The sequence below is a fragment of the Anoxybacteroides voinovskiense genome, from assembly GCF_014196205.1.
Taxonomy (GTDB): Bacteria; Bacillota; Bacilli; order Bacillales; family Anoxybacillaceae; genus Anoxybacteroides; species Anoxybacteroides voinovskiense.
This window is the reverse complement of record NZ_JACIDE010000006.1, coordinates 72,503-91,848: the sequence shown is the minus strand read 5'-3', so window position 1 is coordinate 91,848 and position 19,346 is coordinate 72,503. Positions and strand designations below refer to the sequence as shown.

At 45.5% G+C, this 19,346-nt stretch carries 19 protein-coding genes and 1 pseudogene; 10 read left to right on the top strand and 10 right to left on the bottom strand.

Annotated elements, in window-relative coordinates:
- The first annotated feature begins 32 nt into the window (after positions 1-32).
- From GGR02_RS05640 to GGR02_RS05610, 7 genes are all read left to right on the top strand, one after another.
- The gene (locus tag GGR02_RS05640) at positions 33-734 is read left to right on the top strand and encodes a phosphoadenylyl-sulfate reductase (RefSeq protein WP_183183759.1); all 702 of its coding nucleotides are present in this window, start codon (positions 33-35) and stop codon (positions 732-734) included.
- A 13-nt stretch (positions 735-747) separates the two neighbouring features.
- Positions 748-1,818 carry an inorganic phosphate transporter gene (locus tag GGR02_RS05635; protein WP_183183758.1) on the top strand — a complete coding sequence of 357 codons (1,071 nt, stop codon included), beginning with the start codon at positions 748-750 and terminating at the stop codon, positions 1,816-1,818.
- Between the two features lie 51 nt (positions 1,819-1,869).
- Positions 1,870-3,027, top strand: coding sequence for a sulfate adenylyltransferase (gene sat, locus GGR02_RS05630; protein ID WP_183183757.1), 1,158 nt, complete (start codon positions 1,870-1,872; stop codon positions 3,025-3,027).
- A gap of 15 nt (positions 3,028-3,042) precedes the next feature.
- Positions 3,043-3,645 (top strand): adenylyl-sulfate kinase, encoded by a 603-nt coding sequence (gene cysC / locus GGR02_RS05625; protein ID WP_183183756.1) that lies wholly within the window; start codon positions 3,043-3,045, stop codon positions 3,643-3,645.
- Positions 3,646-3,798: 153 nt separating this feature from the next.
- The gene (cobA, locus tag GGR02_RS05620) at positions 3,799-4,563 is read left to right on the top strand and encodes a uroporphyrinogen-III C-methyltransferase (RefSeq protein WP_183183755.1); all 765 of its coding nucleotides are present in this window, start codon (positions 3,799-3,801) and stop codon (positions 4,561-4,563) included.
- Between the two features lie 80 nt (positions 4,564-4,643).
- Positions 4,644-5,384: a sirohydrochlorin chelatase gene (locus GGR02_RS05615; RefSeq protein WP_183183754.1), complete on the top strand. Its 741-nt coding sequence runs from the start codon at positions 4,644-4,646 to the stop codon at positions 5,382-5,384.
- A gap of 86 nt (positions 5,385-5,470) precedes the next feature.
- Positions 5,471-5,743, top strand: coding sequence for an acylphosphatase (locus GGR02_RS05610; RefSeq protein ID WP_183183753.1), 273 nt, complete (start codon positions 5,471-5,473; stop codon positions 5,741-5,743).
- Positions 5,744-5,780: 37 nt separating this feature from the next.
- Here the strand turns inward: GGR02_RS05610 and GGR02_RS05605 are convergent, their stop codons facing one another.
- A complete protein-coding gene (locus tag GGR02_RS05605; protein ID WP_183183752.1) occupies positions 5,781-6,530 on the bottom strand; it encodes an arginase family protein in 750 nt (249 codons plus the stop codon).
- A gap of 145 nt (positions 6,531-6,675) precedes the next feature.
- Between GGR02_RS05605 and GGR02_RS05600 the strand changes: the two genes are divergently transcribed.
- Positions 6,676-7,020, top strand: coding sequence for a YojF family protein (locus GGR02_RS05600; protein WP_183183751.1), 345 nt, complete (start codon positions 6,676-6,678; stop codon positions 7,018-7,020).
- 13 nt (positions 7,021-7,033) lie between these two features.
- Positions 7,034-7,681, top strand: coding sequence for a bacillithiol biosynthesis deacetylase BshB2 (bshB2, locus tag GGR02_RS05595; RefSeq protein WP_183183750.1), 648 nt, complete (start codon positions 7,034-7,036; stop codon positions 7,679-7,681).
- An 8-nt stretch (positions 7,682-7,689) separates the two neighbouring features.
- Here bshB2 and GGR02_RS05590 read toward each other — a convergent pair whose 3' ends face one another.
- The 3 genes from GGR02_RS05590 to GGR02_RS05580 are packed head-to-tail and all read right to left on the bottom strand — an operon-like array spanning position 7,690 to position 11,182.
- On the bottom strand, positions 7,690-8,307 hold the full coding sequence (locus GGR02_RS05590) for an NAD(P)-binding protein (RefSeq protein WP_183183749.1): 618 nt from the start codon (positions 8,305-8,307) through the stop codon (positions 7,690-7,692).
- Positions 8,308-8,354: 47 nt separating this feature from the next.
- A complete protein-coding gene (locus GGR02_RS05585) occupies positions 8,355-8,726 on the bottom strand; it encodes a DnaJ family domain-containing protein (protein ID WP_183183748.1) in 372 nt (123 codons plus the stop codon).
- Between the two features lie 2 nt (positions 8,727-8,728).
- The gene (locus GGR02_RS05580) at positions 8,729-11,182 is read right to left on the bottom strand and encodes a putative bifunctional diguanylate cyclase/phosphodiesterase (RefSeq protein ID WP_183183747.1); all 2,454 of its coding nucleotides are present in this window, start codon (positions 11,180-11,182) and stop codon (positions 8,729-8,731) included.
- A 312-nt stretch (positions 11,183-11,494) separates the two neighbouring features.
- Here GGR02_RS05580 and GGR02_RS05575 point away from each other — a divergent pair, with 312 nt between their 5' ends.
- On the top strand, positions 11,495-11,941 hold the full coding sequence (locus tag GGR02_RS05575) for a C40 family peptidase (protein WP_183183746.1): 447 nt from the start codon (positions 11,495-11,497) through the stop codon (positions 11,939-11,941).
- 325 nt (positions 11,942-12,266) lie between these two features.
- On the opposite strand, the pseudogene GGR02_RS05570 reads toward GGR02_RS05575, so the two are convergent.
- The 6 genes and pseudogenes from GGR02_RS05570 to hutH all read right to left on the bottom strand — a co-directional run.
- Positions 12,267-13,010, bottom strand: a pseudogene (locus GGR02_RS05570) ((Fe-S)-binding protein); the annotation flags it as partial.
- Between the two features lie 54 nt (positions 13,011-13,064).
- Positions 13,065-13,751 (bottom strand): TerC family protein, encoded by a 687-nt coding sequence (locus GGR02_RS05565; RefSeq protein WP_268238435.1) that lies wholly within the window; start codon positions 13,749-13,751, stop codon positions 13,065-13,067.
- A gap of 128 nt (positions 13,752-13,879) precedes the next feature.
- Entirely contained in the window at positions 13,880-14,824 is a 945-nt protein-coding gene (hutG, locus tag GGR02_RS05560) for a formimidoylglutamase (protein WP_183183745.1), read from the bottom strand.
- Positions 14,808-16,070: an imidazolonepropionase gene (gene hutI, locus GGR02_RS05555; protein ID WP_183183744.1), complete on the bottom strand. Its 1,263-nt coding sequence runs from the start codon at positions 16,068-16,070 to the stop codon at positions 14,808-14,810. The genes hutG and hutI overlap by 17 nt, the downstream gene beginning before the upstream one ends.
- A gap of 2 nt (positions 16,071-16,072) precedes the next feature.
- Complete coding sequence (hutU, locus tag GGR02_RS05550; RefSeq protein WP_183183743.1) at positions 16,073-17,722, bottom strand: urocanate hydratase; 1,650 nt, start codon at positions 17,720-17,722, stop codon at positions 16,073-16,075.
- A gap of 14 nt (positions 17,723-17,736) precedes the next feature.
- Positions 17,737-19,260, bottom strand: coding sequence for a histidine ammonia-lyase (gene hutH / locus GGR02_RS05545; RefSeq protein WP_183183828.1), 1,524 nt, complete (start codon positions 19,258-19,260; stop codon positions 17,737-17,739).
- Between the last annotated feature and the right edge of the window lie 86 nt (positions 19,261-19,346).

Here is a 19,346-nt window from a genome sequence, read left to right as displayed (position 1 = left end):
GTTTTTTTATTACGAATTAAGGGGGGATTTCCTTGCTTACGTATCACACATGGGATGGAGAGAAACCGTCATTTCCAAGCGATAACGACACAAAAGGCGCGCTTGATGTGTTGCGCTGGGCATACGACCATTACGAAGACGACATCGTCTATGCCTGCAGCTTCGGCATCGAAGGGATTGTGCTGATCGACCTTATCGCCAAAGTAAGACCGAATGCAGAAATCGTCTTTTTAGATACCGATCTTCATTTTCCAGAAACGTACGAAACAATCGAAAAAGTAAAACAACAATACCCATCGCTTCGCATCGTCATGAAAAAACCACACCTCACGCTCGACGAGCAAGCAGAACAGTTTGGGGCTGAACTTTGGAAACAAAATCCAAACAAATGTTGTGAACTACGAAAAATTATTCCGTTACGGGAAGTACTAACGGGGGTTACTGCTTGGATTTCTGGGTTACGGCGCGAACAATCACCGACACGCCAGCACGTCCAATATTTGAACAAAGATGACAAATTCCAATCGATAAAAGTGTGTCCGCTCATTCATTGGACGTGGAAAGACGTTTGGAATTATGTATACAAACACGAATTGCCGTATAACGTGCTGCACGACCGCGGCTATCCGAGCATCGGCTGTGAACCATGCACCTCCCCTGCCCTCGACATAAACGATTTGCGCTCAGGAAGATGGGCTGGACACGGAAAAACCGAATGCGGGCTGCATTTATAGAGGGGGCGTGTAGATGATCACCTTTGCATTTATCGTCTCTTTCTTTTTCGCCATGAACATCGGCGCAAGCGGTGCAGCGGCCGCCATGGGCGTCGCTTACGGAGCAGGAGCAATCAAACGGAAATACGTCGCCCTCCTTCTTTGTGGCCTTGGTGTATTTCTCGGCAGCCTTGGTGGCGGGGAAGTCGTCAAAACGATTGGCTCAGGCATTATTCCGTCTTCCGTGTTAAGCGTTAAAATTGTCATCATCATTTTAACGGCGGCAGCGATTTCCTTATTTGCCGCAAACATCATGGGAATCCCGCTCTCAACAAGCGAAATTACCGTCGGTTCGGTCGTTGGCGTCGGCATCGCTTACGAAGCGCTTTATGTATCGAAACTATTATTTATCGTGTCCATTTGGGTCGTTGTTCCGATTATTGCGTTTACGTTGACCTTTTTCATCGGCAAATGGTTTTTAGCGCTAAAGCGCAAATACCCGCAAGTCGAAAGAGGGAAATGGCAACAAAGCTTTATGGCGTTATTGATTGTTGCCGGCTTTTTTGAAGCATTTTCGGCAGGAATGAACAACGTCGCGAACGCGGTCGGACCGCTTGTCGGTGCAGGGCTTATTTCCGTCACAACGGGAACGATATTCGGTGGATTGTTCGTTGCACTCGGCGCGCTATTACTCGGCAGGCGTGTGCTCGAAACAAACGGAAAAAAAATTACGCGCTTTTCCCCGTTTGAAGGGTGTGCCATTTCCGGCACAGGGGCAATTCTCGTTATCATTTCTTCCGTTTTTGGGCTTCCAGTGCCGCTAACACAAATTACGACATCGGCCATTATCGGAATCGGCACTGCCAAAACGGGATTTTATATTTGGCAAAAGCGAATCGTCATTCAACTATTAAAAGTATGGTTTGTTTCACCGATTTTTTCGCTCGTTATTTCGTATAGTTTAGTAAAATTATTGCTTGATAGCGATTTATACACCGTCATCGCCATCTTTAGCGTCTGCTTGGCGACGATTGGGGTCATTAGCTTAAAAAAGACAATCTCCGAAGAAAAACGGTCGCTTCATGAAAACGGTGGCGGCATTTAAAGTTAATTCCTAGTTATCTTATAAATTTTATTGAACAAGGAGGAATACAAAATGAGTGTAAGCATCCCTCACGGAGGCACGTTAATCAATCGTTGGAATCCAGACTATCCTATCGAAAACGTTGCAAAAGAAATTCGTTTAAGCAATGCCGAACTAAGCGATCTTGAGTTGATCGGCATCGGTGGCTACAGCCCACTTATCGGATTTTTAACAAAAACCGATTACGAGGCGGTCGTCGAAACGATGCGCCTTGCCGATGGAACGGTATGGAGCATTCCAATCACGCTTGCCGTCAGTGAAGAAAAAGCAAATGAACTAGCTGTCGGAGAAACAGTAAAGCTTGTTTACGACGGCGACGTCTATGGCGTCATTGATATTCAAGACATTTACGTGCCAGATAAACAAAAAGAAGCCGTTCATGTATATAAAACCGATGATAACAACCATCCTGGCGTTAAAAAACTATTTGAAAAACCTAACGTGTATATCGGCGGACCAATTACGCTTGTGAAACGAACGGATAAAGGACGGTTTGCTTCCTTTTATTTCGACCCAGCCGAAACGCGCCAACGATTTGCCGAGCTTGGCTGGAACACGGTTGTTGGGTTTCAAACACGCAATCCGGTTCACCGTGCCCATGAATATATTCAAAAATGCGCGCTGGAAATTGTCGACGGTTTATTTTTAAACCCGCTCGTCGGCGAAACGAAAGACGATGACATTCCAGCCGATATCCGCATGGAAAGCTATCAAGTTTTGCTCGAAAATTATTATCCGAAAGACCGTGTCTTTCTCGGTGTCTTCCAAGCAGCGATGCGCTACGCTGGTCCGCGCGAAGCAATTTTCCATGCAATGGTGCGCAAAAATTTCGGTTGCACACATTTCATTGTCGGTCGCGACCATGCGGGGGTTGGAAATTATTACGGCACATACGATGCGCAAAAAATCTTCTTAAACTTTACACAAGAAGAGCTTGGCATTACCCCGCTCTTTTTCGAGCATAGCTTTTATTGCACAAAATGCGAAGGAATGGCTTCCACAAAAACGTGCCCGCACGACCGTGAATACCATGTCGTCTTGTCAGGAACGAAAGTGCGAGAAATGTTGCGAGCAGGCGAAGTACCGCCAAGCACGTTCAGCCGACCAGAAGTCGCGCAAGTGCTTATTAAAGGGCTTCAACAACGCGAAGCTGTTTCAACGACGAAGTAAAGGAGAGGAAGACTATTGGCAAACATCGTTTGGCATCACGCGACCGTTACAAAAGAAGACCGCCGCACAAAAAACGGTCATCATAGCGCTGTTTTATGGTTTACTGGATTATCTGGTTCAGGAAAATCGACAATTGCAAACGCAGTATCAAAAAAGTTGTTTGAACTTGGCGTGCAAAATTACGTACTAGATGGCGATAACATTCGCCACGGCTTAAATAAAGATTTAGGCTTTTCCGCGGAAGACCGGACGGAAAACATTCGCCGCATCGGGGAAGTGGCAAAACTATTTGTCGACAGCGGACAATTTGTGTTAACCGCTTTTATCTCGCCATTTGCCCGTGACCGTCAGCTCGTTCGGCAACTATTAGCAAACGACGAATTTATCGAAATTTACGTGAAATGTCCGTTAGAAGAATGTGAAAAACGCGACCCGAAAGGACTATATAAAAAAGCGCGGAACGGGGAAATTCGTGAATTCACTGGCATCGACTCCCCATATGAAGAGCCGGTTTCGCCAGAGTTGACGATTGAAACGCACCGCCATTCGCTCGAGCAGTGCGTTGAACAAGTCATTGCGTATTTACAGCACCATCAATTCATTCACATCGCACATTAATTTTTGTTTGTTGATGTTTTTAACACATTCGTTGATGTAGGCAAAAAAACTCGTTACGATAATGCAAACAAAGGGCAACCTGCATAGCGGGTTGCTTCTTTATACCTAGAAATTTTTTATGATCACACATAGAAAAGAAAGGGCGGAACGAAAATGGGCAAAGTATATTTAGTCGGAGCAGGTCCTGGCGATCCAGAATTGATTACGGTCAAAGGCTTAACATGCATTCAACAAGCAGACGTTATTTTATACGACCGCCTCGTGAATGAACAATTATTGACGTTTGCCAAAAAGGATGCGGAGCTTATTTTTTGTGGCAAACTGCCCGGATACCATACGATGCAGCAAGAAACGATTAACCATTTTCTCGTTCACCATGCGAAAAAAGGGAAAACCGTGGTACGATTAAAAAGTGGCGACCCGTTCGTTTTCGGTAGAGGTGGCGAAGAAGCGGAAACGCTTGCGAAGCACGGCATCGAGTTTGAAATCGTTCCTGGCATTACAGCAGGCATTGCAGCAGCTGCTTACGCCGGTATCCCTGTCACCCATCGCCAGTTTAGTGCAAACGTTGCTTTTATTACAGGCCATCGACAAGATGGAAGCAGCGAAGGAAGATGGGAAAGCCTTGCGAAAGGGATCGATACCATCGTTATTTATATGGGCATGAGCAACTTGCCGTACATTCGCGACCAGCTCATCCAACACGGAAAGCCATCGTCTACTCCAGTAGCAGTCATTCAATGGGGAACGTTTTCTAGCCAACGTACTGTAACCGCGACGCTAGCAACGATTGTCGAAGCCGTCCAACAAAATAAATTAGAAAACCCAAGCATCATTATTATCGGCGAAGTTGTCGCACTTCGCCAGCGCATTCATTGGTTTGAGCAACTATCGTCGCTAGCAATAGAAGCATTATAAATTTATTCAAAAAAATCAGTGATTCATCCCCATGCCTAAAAGCAGGGGCTTTCTCGCTAAAATTTTGTGAGGAGGACAATATGCAAGCTATTTTATACATTTGCCACGGCAGCCGCGTAGCGAAAGCGCGTGAAGAAGCCGCCCTATTTATCGAGCGATGCAAACAAAAAATCGCTTGTCCGATTCAAGAAATTGCTTTTCTTGAACATGCCGAACCAACGATTGAAACAAGCATCGACCGTTGCGTACAAAAAGGCGCTACATCCATTATCGTCGTCCCGATATTATTGCTTGCGGCAGGACATGCAAAACAAGACATTCCTGCCGCCATCGAACGTGCAAAACAACGCCACCCGCACCTCACATTTTCTGTGAGCGAACCGTTTGGCGTCCACGACAATATGATTAATATTATTATGGAGCGAATTTTGGAACAATCTATTCCTGTCGATGAACGGTCGGTCGTCTTGCTCGTTGGTCGTGGAAGTAGCGATGTTGATACGAAACGGGACATGGAAGCGATCGCAAGGAAGTTGCGACAACGAAACATTCCTGCTGTAGAGGTTTGCTTTCTCGCTAGCGCTAAGCCGTCCATTACTGACAGCATACAACAACTAAACCGTTCTTCTTACGAAACGATTTTCATCGTCCCTTATTTGCTTTTTACTGGCGTACTCATGAAAAAAATAGAAGCAATGATTCAAATGCTTCCGCAAACGAGCAAACGATGGATAGTATGCCGCTACCTCGGGTATCATCCGCTGTTAGAAGAGCTTGTAAAAGAAAAAGTAGCACACCAACTCTCTCTGCAAAAAAATTGACCACTCCTCATCTTTTTTCGTTTTCCGTAGGCAAAGCACCCTATCTTGTTGTATGATGGATGGTAGGAAAATGAGGAGGGGTTGCGATGCGACGGTTACATGTTGTTGTCCACGGTCGCGTGCAAGGCGTCGGCTTTCGCTACTATGCACAAGTTGAAGCGCTCAAATGGGACCTAACCGGCTGGGTAAAAAACAAAGACGACGGAACGGTGGAGTTGGAAGTACAAGGAACGGACGAGCGACTGCAAATGTTTCTCGACAAAATCGAACAAGGCTCTCCGTTCGCACGCGTCACGAACATAGAAACCGAGTACATACCACCGCTTCCAAACGAAAAAACGTTCCGCATTATTTATTAAGAAAAGCGCCCGGTGTAGTTCAACTGGGCGCTTTTTCCTACGCTAACCGCGGATGATGAAGCGTATGGTGCAAGTACGTTTCGGCAATACAAAGATTGGCATACTCATTTTTTCGATTCGCTTCACGGTGAAGTGGGTGAAACAAGTCAACTGCCGCTTGTGGATATTCCCCGCACACGTCCATGCCTATGACTCTTTTATAGGCAAATAACGTTTGCAAGCAGCGAAGCAAAAACGAAAGCGACATCGTCCCTTGCTCCCAGTTTGTCACTGCATCTTCACGGCAAAGAACATCTTTATCAATGCTAATGTACACATGCTCTGTTTGAATATGTGAGAGAAGAAGTTTTGGAGAAAGCAATGTTGGAAAAATCGTGATGCTTTTAGCAAAAGAAGGCGACCATTCAGACGGTCCGACGATGATTACTTTGTCTAGCGCAGGAATCGTTAGCGCGTGAGAAACCCACGAGCCACAAGAAATCACCCCGTCTTTGCTAGTGCCGATGTCGGTATGATTGTCAAACAGCACGAGCGTAAACGGTTCGGTTATGCGTTTCATTAATAAGTAAGACACATAATGATAGTTGCCGCTACCGATAAACGTCATTCCTTGAAAACGACGCTGCAAAAGGCGCTTTTCTATTTCCGTTAATGCTTGCGGGGCACAATACAAATTCGTCTGTGGTATATCGGTCGCGTCAATCCATTCGTGTGGCAACCGTAAAAGGCGCTGTTGCGAAGAATAAGTGCCATCAATGTTTAAAAACGTTACACCATGAAAGCGCATCGTCCCCCACCTCTTTTTTTGTTTCGGTGCAAGTTTTCAAACAATCGCCTGTTTCTATTACACTAAAAAATTCGCTAAACGAAATATTTCCTTTTCTACCTCATTTTCATGTACAATAAGGAAAAACGACAAGGGAGGGGTTTTGGTGCAGCCGATTCGTATCGAGGAAGTACAAAAAGCGCTAAACCGTTTCGCCAATCAAGACGTTTATTTGCATTTAGAAACGACCAATGGCGCCTATGCGTCTCACCATAACGAAGGATTTTTTGCTGCGGGGGCATACATTCGCAACGGTCGCATCCGTTTTAGCCGCGCCAAAATCGCGGGCAACGGCCCTTACCGCGTCGGGCTAAAACTGGACCTTGGCTGGGTATACGCGGAAGGATTAACCGATTGGGAAGTGACCGATAAAGGGCAACTTTTATTAGCAGGACATGATTACGAAGGGAAATTAGCGGTTGCGTTGCAACTAAGCGATGAGCCGTTTTAAAGGGAGGGATAATATGGAAAGACATATTCTCGTCGTATTTCCTCATCCAGACGATGAATCGTTTGGCGTATCCGGGACGTTAGCGCTGTACGCCGAACAAGGTGTTCCGATTACGTATGCGTGCTTAACGCTTGGAGAAATGGGACGCAATATGGGAATTCCGCCATTTGCCAATCGTGAGACACTGCCATCGATCCGGAAAAAAGAGCTAGAAGATGCTTGTCGCGTCATTGGCATTCGTGATTTGCGCTTGCTCGGATTCCGCGATAAAACGGTTGAGTTTGAAGATGAAGAACTGCTTGCCGACCGCATTCATGCCATCATCGCGGAAACGAACCCATCGCTGATTATTACGTTCTATCCAGGCTATAGCGTCCACCCGGACCATGATGCGTGCGGGGCAGCCGTCATCCGTGCGGTCGAGCGAATTCCAAGCGAAAAACGCCCCGTTGTCCATTGCGTGGCATTTGCGAAAAACTGCGAAAAAGAAATCGGCAAACCAGACGTCGTCCGCAACGTCAGTGCGGTCATTGACAAAAAAATTGCCGCCATAAAAGCGCATCGCTCGCAAACCGAAGGGCTCATGAAAGCAGCGGCCAAGTACGGTGGCGATGCCATCGCACGATTTAAAACAGAACGATTCTGGACTTATAAATGGTAAAGCAGCCGTCATGGCTGCTTTTTGTATTGAGAAAGTAGCTTCGTAAATTGTTCTTCCCAATTTCCGCTTTTGCGAAACGATTCGGTCGCAATCGTCTTTAACAGCGACCGTCTTATGCTTGCATCATCAACATGCTGTAAAATATAGCGGCGGCATGCTGTTAAAAAATCGACGTACCGTTCGTATTCTTCATCATATATGTTTGCAATCTCGTCGCGAATTTGTTTTGCCAGCGTTGGGCTTGCACCGCTTGTGGACACGGAAATCGTCAGCTTCCCACGGCGGACAACAGACGGGACGTAAAAGTTCGAACGCTCAGGGTCATCAACAATATTGATTAATTGGTACGGTTTTGCTGCTTGCGCCACCGCTTCATTGACGTGACGGTCGCTCGTTGCCGCAATAACAAGAAACGCTTTATCTATGTCATCAGCGGAAAACGTTTTTTCCTTCCAGCGAATCTTTTCTTTTGCTGCCAATTCCTTTAGCGCCTCCGTCACAGCGGGAGAAACGACCGTCACAGCAGCATTCGCCTCTAACAATCCAACCACTTTTCGCTCTGCTACGCTTCCGCCGCCAACGACGACTACCGACTGATTCGCAATTTGTAGCATCACTGGATACATTTTTCTTCCCCTTTCAAAAAAGGCTTACTGCCCGTTACAGTAAGCCTTTAGCGAAATTTCTCGTCAATGCGTTGCTGGTATTCTCTCAATGCAAGTGAATTGCTTATGTTACGCTTTCTCATCACCGCCTGTAACCGCAACAATTTCTCATTCCATTTCTGTGTCAATCGTTCTTTTTCTTTCTCATCTTCACAACAGCGAAGCAAATCTTCAATTGTCATTAACTCTTTTTTCAAATCAGTAGCTTCCGATACGTATCCAGCATTTTTTAACATTAAATAACCTATGCGCAATTCTTCCGGAATGTGCGATAAATCATCGATATCGAGCGGTTTTCCAAAACCAGGCAAGTCACGAAATTCTCCGTTTTTCATCGCTTCGCGAATTTTTTCATCTGCTATTTTCCAAATAATATCCATTGTTATCCATCCCTTTGGGCGTGTTGCGCCAAAAATGCCGTTAACTCACGATACGGAAGCGGTCTCGCATAATAATATCCTTGTGCTTCATCGCATTGCTTTTCTTTTAAATACGCTGCTTCTTGCTCTGTTTCTACCCCTTCCGCCAATACTTTCACACCAATATTATGCCCTAATGAAATAATCGTTGGCAAAATGGCTTCTTTTTCGTGCATGTTTTGCACAAACGAACGGTCGATTTTCAGCCGGTCAATCGGCAATTTTTTTAAATAGCTTAACGAACTGTAGCCTGTGCCAAAATCATCAACACTAATCGTTACGCCAATTGACTTTAGCCGTTTTAAAATCGGAATCGCTTTTTCCGTATCCATCGTCATTCGTTCCGTAATTTCGACGTCAAGGCAGTGCGGCGGCAGTTTCGTTTTTTCTAATATTTTCATTATTTTTTGCACAAGCCGTCTGCTCTCAAACTCATACGGTGATAAATTCACTGACACGGTTAGGTGTTGGTTTTGCGCTAATAATTCTTTCGTTTGCCGACAAGCTGTTTCCATCACCCATTCATTAATTGGGATAATAAGCCCCGTTTCCTCCGCAATTGGAATGAATTTATTTGGCGGAATCATGCCTTTCTCTGGATGGTTCCAGCGAATCAGCGCTTCCATTCCAACGATTTTTCCAGTCTGTAACTGTATTTGCGGTTGGTAATATACTTCAAACTCTTCTAACTCGAGCGCCTTCCGCAATTCTCGCTCCATTTGTATTTTTTCATGAATCGTTCGATTCATCTGCTTTTCAAAAAAACGGAACTGGCTAATCGCCTTTTTCGACAGCTCGTGCCGTGCGATATCGGCTTTGCGAATTAACGTTTTTCCATCTTCTCCGTCTTTTGGATACAAGCTAATGCCGATTTTCAATGTCATGAAAAATTCTTGCCCGTTCACAAGAAGCGGTTCTTCCATCGTTTCTATCAGCTGGTACGCTAGTTCTTTTACTTGTTCTTCTTTTTCAACAGGCAATACTAAAACAAATTCGTTGCCGCTCCATCGACCGAGCACGCTTTCTTCCGCCATTGCTTGGCGAATTTGCGTCGTGGCTGCCAATAGCACTTGGTCGCCGATTGCGTAGCCGTACAAGTCGTTTACAATCTTTAATCCTTTCATTTCAATAAACAGCACCGCGATTTTTTTTCGCATGCTTTTGGCGTTCTCAATTTGTTCTGCCAATACTCGATGAAGCAACCCTTTATTCGGCAATCCAGTTAAATCATCATGGAAAGCGATATAATGCATCGTTTCTTCCTGCTGTTTCCGCTCGGTAATGTCGCGAACGGCGGTCACGCTTACCCGCTTTCCATCATACTCGTATTCGCGGCGAAGAATTTCTGCTGGAAACAACGAGCCGTCTTTGCGCCGTAAATACATTTCATATACATCTTCTTCATCGATTGTTCGCTTTAAATCTTGCAGCGAAGCTGGTGCTACAAGTTCTTTAATCGGCATATGCACCATTTCGTTCGCTGCATAGCCAAACATCCGGCATGCTGCTTCATTTATTTCCAAAACGATACCTTGCGAATGAATGATAATTCCTTCCATCGACACTTCCGACAGCAATTGAAACCGCTGCTGACTCACCATCAATTCTTCACGATATTTTTTAAACACTAATTTTTCTATCCGAATATATACAAGCAATAAATAAAAAATATAGCTAACAAGAAAGACGAGAAAAATTTCCCCTATTGCTTTATTGCGTTCCCACTCCATTCGCGCATTGTATTCGTTAGCGTCAAAATCGATTCCAAATACGGCATCTACGCGTCCTTCTTTATCAAAAACCGGATGGAACGCACCTAAGCTCTCTCCCCAATCATCTATTGTCGGCTTTTTTTCGATGCTAAACTTCCCGCGAAACGCTTGCTCAAGTTCTGGAATATATTTTGTATATACCGTCCCAATTGGTATCAGTTGTTCCTTTTTGCCATCAATTTTCCCGTTTTTGTTATAATCCACTGCCGGATCAACGACAAAATAATTTTTTCCATCGGCACGTTTTTTTAATGTATAAATGCTCAACACTTCTGGGTGCTCGTGCTGCCAGCGTGTCATCGCACTTAAAATACGAACATATGTTTTATCCGTCGGTTTTGTATGCTCGTTTAATAGGTGATGATTCATTTGCCGTAACTCGGAAGCAAAAATGGAAGAAAAATGGTGCGCGAAATCTTCATACTGCTTATGCTCCATTTTTTCTACATATTGCACAAACCAAACCCCAGAAACTAATAGAAAAAAAATAAATATATAAAAAACGCTTGTCAGTTGCTGCGAAATATAAAGGAGCGACACATTTAATTTTTTTTGAATCAATTGATTCATTTGTCGCTGTACAAATATAACCGTTAAAAGAATGAATAATACAAATAATGTATATTCCAGCACGTTTGATAGCATAAGTTCTCTCTCACCATGTTTTTACTATTATTATAAACCGAGTAAATACTATACTTCTCCTACCATCCGTCCTATTTTTTCGACATCTTCCGACACATTCTTCTTTATTATACTTTATTTCTTGTCGAAAAATCATGTCAATTTTATTGAAAACCATCGTTTTTAATACCTGCTCCTAATGTCTTATCTCTATTTTTTGTAACGTCGTTGTAATATTATTTAATTCAACTGTAACAACATTTCGACAATATTTTTGCTATACTAAACCTTGTGAGAAGGGAAACGGGAACTCGGCGTTGGAGGTTTAGAGAAATGAGAATGGTGACTACTATTTTTCTAGCGTTTACACTGTTATTTAGTTCTCTTTTTGTTAACGCTTTCAAAGCAGAAGCAGCGATGAACCCGCAACGGATTATTGCAGAAGCAAAAAAATTTGTTGGGACACCGTATAAATTCGGCGGTACTTCACCTAGCGGATTTGATTGCTCTGGGTTCGTTTATTATACACATAAGCGAGTAGGTAAAACGCTTCCTCGTTCTTCCACGTTAATGTTTCAACGGGGAACATCTGTACATAAATCTCATTTACGCCCTGGGGATTTAGTCTTTTTCAGTACATACAAAAAAGGCGCTTCCCATGTCGCCATTTATATTGGTAACAATCTAATCATCCATGCCACATCAAAAGGCGTCACAATTGATAACTTAAACAGCGCTTACTGGAGCTCTAAATTTATCGGAGCAAAGCGTATTATATAGGTGCACGTTGAAGCTTTAACATTTTTATCATTTACGTCGTTATTTTTCGACTGTCGGGCGACCGAACAACCAGCCGCTCCCAGACAAATGAATTTGTCTGGGAGCGGTGTTGTTCGGTTCTCCGTCACGCTTTGGCGTGACGAAAGCAAGCCAAAGGCTTGCCTCGACAGTCGAAAAAATGAAGTTAAACTTCTCAGTTGCATGTATATATAAAAAGTAGCCCTCCGCATTGCGGAGGGCTCATTTATTTCACAGGGGATCGGGGGAATACCTAGCCTCCATTATGCCCATTCTTTTTGTTTTTATACATAGAAACAAAAAATTTTTACGACGTTTTTTTCGCTATTCCGCTCTCTACTGCTTCTAATAAAAATTCGACGATGTGCACGGCGCGCACACGTCCTGCAAGCCCCTCTCGCTCAATTCCTAATTTCATTTGCAACAAACATCCAGGGTTAGCAGTTACAATTGTCCGTGCATCCGTTTGTTTTGCTTGCGCCATTTTATAATCGAGAATTTGCATCGACATATCTGGCTGTACAATGTTATAAATCCCTGCCGAACCACAGCAACGGTCAGCGTCTTTCATTTCGCAAAACTCCACTCCTTCAATCGATTGAAGCAATTGCCGAGGGGCGCTTGCTACTTTCATGACGTTGCGCAAATGGCAAGAATCTTGATACGTCACGATTTGTGGAGATACTTTTAGCCCGATGCTTGAAAACTCCAATTCTAACAACACTTCTGAAATATCTTTTATCTTTTTCGTGAACGTTTTTGCTCGTTCGTTCCACTCGCTATCGTCTTTCAATAAGTGGTCGTATTCAATTAAAAATGCGCCGCATCCACCTGCGTTCGTAACGATGTAATCGACATCTAACTGCTCAAATGCTTCGATATTTCGTTTTGCCAATTCTTTTGCTTGCCCTTTTTCGCCGCCATGTCCATGTAACGCTCCACAACATACTTGATGAGATGGAATGACAACTTCGCATCCCACCAATTGCAATAGGTTCATTGTCGCGTCGTTTATGTTCATAAACATCGTATCCATTAAACAGCCAGTAAAATTTCTTTCTTAGCTTTTGAAAAAGCTAGCATCTCGCTTGGATGCTAGCTTCCATTATACGATTCGTTCTTTTTTGCTTTGCGCTTCCGCCTTTTTGTTTGTGATGTAGCCAGCAGCTAACACAAAAACAGTTAATCCTGCAGTAACCGCATACGTCATCGGTCCGTGCGGGAGGTGCAACATTTGTATAAATCCTTCATCTTCCATCATCATTTTTCCCCCGGTCCATGCTAAAATGCCAGACCCGGCATACACAATCCATTTATATTTTTCCATTGCCGCCACAATCGCTTTCGAGCCGAAAATCATAATTGGAATGCTAATGGCGACACCGAACGCAATCATGCCGATATGCCCCTCAGACGCACCAGCCACTGCCACTACGTTATCTAAGCTCATCACCGCATCTGCAACAATAATCGTCCAAACCGCTTGAAACAACCGGTCAGAAGATTGGATGTTTGCTTCTTCTTCTTGTTCTAGCAACACTTTATACGCAATCCATAGCAATAACAACCCGCCAACTAAATGGACAAACGGAATGTTTAAAAGAAAGACGATGACTGCCGCAAATAAAACTCGTAAAACAACCGCACCGCCTGTCCCCCAAAAAATCGCCTTGTTCCGCTGATCTTTCGCAAGCTTCCTTGTTGCCATCGCAATGACAACCGCATTATCCCCCGATAAAATAATATCGATCATCACAATTTTCACTAACGCCGCCAACGCTTCTGAAGACACCTATCATTTCTCCTTTTCTCATACTAGCTATCTCCTCTCATCTTATCTGAAACAGCTAGGAAGAGCAACTTTCTTGTTTTCTCGCGGTGGAAGTGAAAACTTTCTTATCTTTTAAAAAACAACTCGCCTCAAGCGAGTTGTTTTCCTTTTAAAAACTGTAATATAACCCACGCCGCCAGCCGGCTTGTCATTTGTCGAAAATCAATCGTCGGGTCGATTTCGACAATGTCCATTGCCTGCACCGCGTCATAGCGCGCAAGTAGCGAAATGGCGTGCAACAACGTACGGCTATCCATGCCGCCTGGACCAATCGCTGGACACCCTGGCGCAAACGCTTGATCGAGCACGTCCATATCGACCGACACGTACACTGCATCCACGTCCGATAACATTTGCATACTTTTGTCGATAATCGTTTGTATACCGAGACGGTGCACCTCTTCGATCGTGTACATCGTAACCCCACGCTGCTTTCCGTATTCCGTATACGCGAGGCTATTCGCGAAATCGCGCAAGCCAATTTGTACAAGCCGGCTGCCATCGATGACACCCGCTTCGATTAACCGACGAAATGGCGTGCCGTTTGTTGGCCCCCCATCTTCTAAGTTGCGCAAGTCGTGATGGGCATCGAACTGGATAATGCCAATTGTCCCTTTTTGTTTTTGCCAGCCGCTAACGACTGGACACGTAATGGAATGGTCGCCCCCAAGCGTAATCCATAGTGATTCCTGATGTAACGCAACGACTTGCTCGACTGTTTCTGCAATACGCTTTTGTGACTCGACGATATCGGTCGGGTGCATCACAATATCGCCATAATCAGTAACCGTGATGTCCGCTAAATCAATCCCCGCTTCGATCGAGTATGTGCTATAAAACGACAGCGCTTGCCGAATCGCCTGTGGGGCAAATGCCGCACCAGAATGGCTAATCGACGATTTGGACAGCGGTGCGCCAATCAATCCGATGTTGCTGGCATGCTTTCCGTCCCACGGAACGAGTAATTCGTTCGCTTTTTTCACATAGCGGTCTTGAAAATTTGCTTTTCCTGCTTCTTTAAGATACGGAAACATCGCCTTTTCCCCTTTCGCTCACCACTTTTCCGTTTTTTAACACGATCCGGACATGGTTGATTCCGTAATGGTATGGTACGTACATATAATTCGGTGCGTCCCATAGGACGATGTCCGCTTTTCTTCCAACCATAATTCGCCCTGCGTCTTGCCCGCGATTGACCGCATATGCCGCATTGACTGTTACCGCATGCCAAATTTCTTCTGGGGTCATTCGTAAATATAGTGCAGCGAGCGTCATAATGAATTGCAAATTTTCTGTTGGCGAGCTACCTGGGTTAAAGTCTGTCGCAAGCGCCACCGCTGCCCCTTCGTCAATCATTTGCCGCGCGTTTGCATACTTTCCTTTCCCTAAATAAAAAGACGTCCCTGGAAGCAGCACTGCAATAGTATTTGAATGAGCAAGCTGGTGAATTCCTGCTTTAGATGCCCCAACAAGATGATCGGCGCTTACCGCTCCGACTTCGACTGCTAGCTCCGTTCCGCCAAGTGGGTCAATTTCATCAGCATGAATTTTGACGGCAAACCCTTTTTCTTTTGCTTTTTGTAAAAAGAGGCGCGACTGTTCGACCGTAAATACACCTGTTTCACAAAAAATGTCGGCAAACTCGGCAAGCTGCTCTTGTTTAATGACATCCATTAAGTCGACCATTTGCTGCAAAAAATCATCAGGATTGTCTTTATGGTCTGTAGGAATGGCGTGTGCGCCTAAAAACGTTGACACAACTTCTACCGGGTGCGTTTCGTGTAGGCGCTTCGCCACACGCAATTGTTTCAATTCGGTTTCTTCGTCTAACCCGTATCCGCTTTTTGCTTCGACCGTTGTCACCCCATACGAAAGCATGCGGTCTAAATGAACGTGTGCTTTTTCGTACAGCTCTTCTTCGCTTGCTGCTCGCGTCGCGCGTACAGTCGATAAAATGCCGCCGCCACGCTTTAAAATTTCTAAATACGGAACACCTTGCTGCTTTAGCGAAAGTTCGTGTTCGCGCGAACCGGCAAATACAAGATGCGTATGTGGGTCGACAAGCCCTGGCGTCACAAGCTTCCCTTCTGCGTCAATGATATGTTTGGCAGAAAGTGTTTTCGCTTCTTCATTGCTGCCAATCCACACTACAAGCCCATCTTTTATTCCAATCGCTGCATGTTCAATCAAGGGGAGCGTCTTCATTTGCTCCCCCTTTACTGGTCCGTCCCCTTCCATCGTTAACAACTGCCCGATATTCACAATAAGTGTGTCCATCAAATTTACCCCCTTAACATCGGGATATGAATGTTCATTTCTTCCGCTACTTCTATTGCTCGTTCGTAGCCCGCATCTGCATGGCGAATAATACCCATGCCTGGGTCAGTCGTTAACACTCGTTCGAGCCGTTCTTTCGCTAAATCCGTTCCATCGGCAACAACGACCATTCCTGCATGCAATGAATAGCCCATGCCGACCCCACCGCCATGATGGAACGAAATCCATGACCCACCAGCCGCAGTGTTAATGAGTGCGTTGAGCACCGCCCAATCCCCAACGGCATCGCTACCGTCTTTCATCGCTTCTGTTTCGCGGTTTGGCGAGGCGACAGAACCGCAATCTAAATGGTCGCGCCCGATGACGATTGGCGCTTTTAATTCGCCTTTACGCACTAATTCGTTGATTGCTAGCCCCATTTTTACCCGTTCGCCATAGCCTAGCCAACAAATGCGAGCAGGAAGCCCTTGAAACGCCACTTTCTTTTGCGCCATGTCAATCCAGCGCAATAGTGCCTCGTTTTCTGGGAATAGCTCTTTAATGAGCGCATCGGTGCGATAAATGTCTTCCGGATCACCTGACAAAGCCGCCCAACGAAACGGTCCTTTTCCTTCGCAAAATAGCGGACGGATATAGGCAGGAACAAACCCTGGGAATGAAAACGCGTTTCCTACCCCTTCATCTTTGGCAACTTGGCGAATATTGTTGCCGTAGTCAAATACAACCGCCCCGCGTTTTTGGAATTCTAGCATTGCTTCCACATGTTTTGCCATGCTTTGTTTCGAGCGACGGACGTATTCTGTCGGATTATTTTTTCTTAATTCCGCTGCTTCTTGTAATGACAATCCTTCTGGCACATAGCCGTTTAACGGATCGTGGGCAGACGTTTGGTCGGTCACGATGTCAATAGGCACACCACGTCTTAGCAATTCATGATGCACTTCAGCAGCATTTCCAACAAGTCCAATCGATAGCGCTTCCCCATTTTCTTTTGCTTCTTGTGCCCAACGAAGCGCCTCATCAAGCGAATATGTCATCCGGTCGCAATATTTCGTGTCGATTCGTTTTTGAATTCGGCTCGGGTCGATCTCTACAGCGATCACTACCCCTTCATTCATCGTTACCGCCAGCGGCTGCGCTCCGCCCATACCGCCTAACCCAGCGGTGAGCGTAATCGTTCCTTTTAGCGTTCCGCCAAAATGTTGCTTCGCCACCGCGGCAAACGTCTCGTACGTTCCTTGTAAAATGCCTTGGGTGCCGATATAAATCCAGCTTCCCGCTGTCATTTGCCCGTACATGATTAACCCTTTTCGATCGAGCTCATGAAAGTGCTCCCACGTCGCCCATTTCGGCACAAGGACAGAGTTGGATAAAAGCACGCGCGGCGCTCGTTCATGCGTTTTAAACACGCCGACTGGCTTTCCGGATTGGATTAATAATGTTTCATCATTTTCGAGCGTGCGCAATGTCCGCACGATGGCGTCAAATGCTTCCCAATTTCGCGCTGCTTTCCCAATGCCTCCATATACAATTAACTCTTCTGGTTTTTCTGCCACCTCTGGGTCTAAGTTGTTGTATAACATGCGCAATACCGCTTCTTGTTCCCAACCTTTGCATTCAAGTTGTAATCCTTTTTTCGCTTGAATCTGTCTCATCTCACTATCCCCTTTCATCTATTTATCACCGTTTCCATCGTTTGTGAAAAAAAATCCCATTCCACGTCCTTCAGCCATTTTGCCGCTGCCTCGATATCTTTGGCAAAGATGCGGTCTTTTGTAATAGAAGGAATGATTTTCCGTGCCGCTTCATAAAACGCTCGCGTCTTTGGTGCCATGCTTTCCACGCCGCGATATTCCACCGCCTGTAACGCACAAATCAATTCGATTGCCAATACACGCCGCGCGTTTTGGATGATCGCATAGGCATGGCGGGAAGCGATCGTTCCCATGCTGACGTGGTCTTCTTGGTTTGCAGAGGACGGAATCGAATCGACGCTTGCTGGGTGCGCTAACGTTTTATTTTCTGACACAAGCGATGCGGCCGCATATTGCATAATCATTGCCCCTGACTGCAGCCCAGGCGCTGGACTTAAAAACGGGGGCAAATCGTTTAATTGGGGATTGACAAGCCGCTCAATGCGCCGTTCCGAAATGTTGGCCAATTCCGCTACCGCAATTTTCATAAAATCCATCGCCAAGGCGATTGGTTGACCATGAAAGTTTCCACCAGAAATGACGGTCGCACCATCATCGAAAATAAGCGGGTTGTCGGTTGCTGCGTTCATCTCAATTTCGAGCTTTTCTTTCACGTAATCAAGCGCTTGCCACGAAGCGCCGTGCACCTGTGGAATGCAGCGGAGCGAGTAGGCATCTTGGACGCGCAATTCTCCTTGTGCCGTCGTCAACTTGCTTCCAGCTAAATATGAGCGGATGCGTTTCGCCACCTCTGTTTGTTGGCGGTAGCCGCGCACAAGATGTACGCGCTCATCGAATGCGTCAATAATCCCACGCAACCCTTCAATCGTTAATGCGGCAATTAATTCGCTTTCATACGCTAGCTGCTCTGCTTCTAAATAGCCGACAACTCCCATGGCTGTCATTGCTTGCGTACCGTTAATAAGGGCTAATCCTTCTTTCGCCTTTAACGAGAGGGGAGCGATGCCTTCTTTCGCCAACGCTTCCATCGCCAACACGCGCTGTCCGCGGTAAAACACTTCTCCCTCGCCAAGCAATGCGAGCGCTAAATGCGATAGTGGCGCTAAGTCACCGCTCGCTCCAAGAGAACCTTGCTGCGGAACGACCGGATGAATATGAGCATTTAATAAATCAAGCAACCGTTGAATGACGACAGGCCGAACACCCGAATAGCCTTTTAAAAGCGCATTGGCTCGCAACAACAACATCGCACGTGATACGATTTCTGGAAACGGCTCTCCTACCCCGCAAGCGTGCGAATGAATTAAATTCCACTGTAGCTCCTCCACATCGTCTGCCTCAATAAACACATCACTAAACTTTCCAAACCCAGTCGTAATACCGTATACGATTCGTTTATTAGCGACGATTTCGTCAACCGCCTGCCGGCTGCGCGCCGCCTCGTCCATGCTTTCTTTTGCCGCTACGACTTTTTCATTATCGTACAATACTCGCTTTACCTCATCTAACGTCAACGTATGACCTGTTAAAATGACCACGCTCACACCCCATCCCTTTCATGAAATAAAGAAAGAGGCTACACCACCATTTAGTGGGATAGCCTCCTTCTGAACTAAATACCTAT

What these genes read in the sequence shown, in the direction of transcription:
- GGR02_RS05610 (WP_183183753.1), top strand. Translation starts at nt 5,471, where the DNA reads ATGCGACGGTTACATGTTGTTGTCCACGGTCGCGTGCAAGGCGTCGGC.
- GGR02_RS05585 (WP_183183748.1), bottom strand. Translation starts at nt 8,726, where the DNA reads ATGGATATTATTTGGAAAATAGCAGATGAAAAAATTCGCGAAGCGATG.
- GGR02_RS05635 (WP_183183758.1), top strand. Translation starts at nt 748, where the DNA reads ATGATCACCTTTGCATTTATCGTCTCTTTCTTTTTCGCCATGAACATC.
- hutU (WP_183183743.1), bottom strand. Translation starts at nt 17,722, where the DNA reads ATGAGACAGATTCAAGCGAAAAAAGGATTACAACTTGAATGCAAAGGT.
- GGR02_RS05590 (WP_183183749.1), bottom strand. Translation starts at nt 8,307, where the DNA reads ATGTATCCAGTGATGCTACAAATTGCGAATCAGTCGGTAGTCGTCGTT.
- GGR02_RS05615 (WP_183183754.1), top strand. Translation starts at nt 4,644, where the DNA reads ATGCAAGCTATTTTATACATTTGCCACGGCAGCCGCGTAGCGAAAGCG.
- cobA (WP_183183755.1), top strand. Translation starts at nt 3,799, where the DNA reads ATGGGCAAAGTATATTTAGTCGGAGCAGGTCCTGGCGATCCAGAATTG.
- GGR02_RS05605 (WP_183183752.1), bottom strand. Translation starts at nt 6,530, where the DNA reads ATGCGCTTTCATGGTGTAACGTTTTTAAACATTGATGGCACTTATTCT.
- GGR02_RS05575 (WP_183183746.1), top strand. Translation starts at nt 11,495, where the DNA reads ATGAGAATGGTGACTACTATTTTTCTAGCGTTTACACTGTTATTTAGT.
- bshB2 (WP_183183750.1), top strand. Translation starts at nt 7,034, where the DNA reads ATGGAAAGACATATTCTCGTCGTATTTCCTCATCCAGACGATGAATCG.
- sat (WP_183183757.1), top strand. Translation starts at nt 1,870, where the DNA reads ATGAGTGTAAGCATCCCTCACGGAGGCACGTTAATCAATCGTTGGAAT.
- hutG (WP_183183745.1), bottom strand. Translation starts at nt 14,824, where the DNA reads ATGTTTCCGTATCTTAAAGAAGCAGGAAAAGCAAATTTTCAAGACCGC.
- GGR02_RS05580 (WP_183183747.1), bottom strand. Translation starts at nt 11,182, where the DNA reads ATGCTATCAAACGTGCTGGAATATACATTATTTGTATTATTCATTCTT.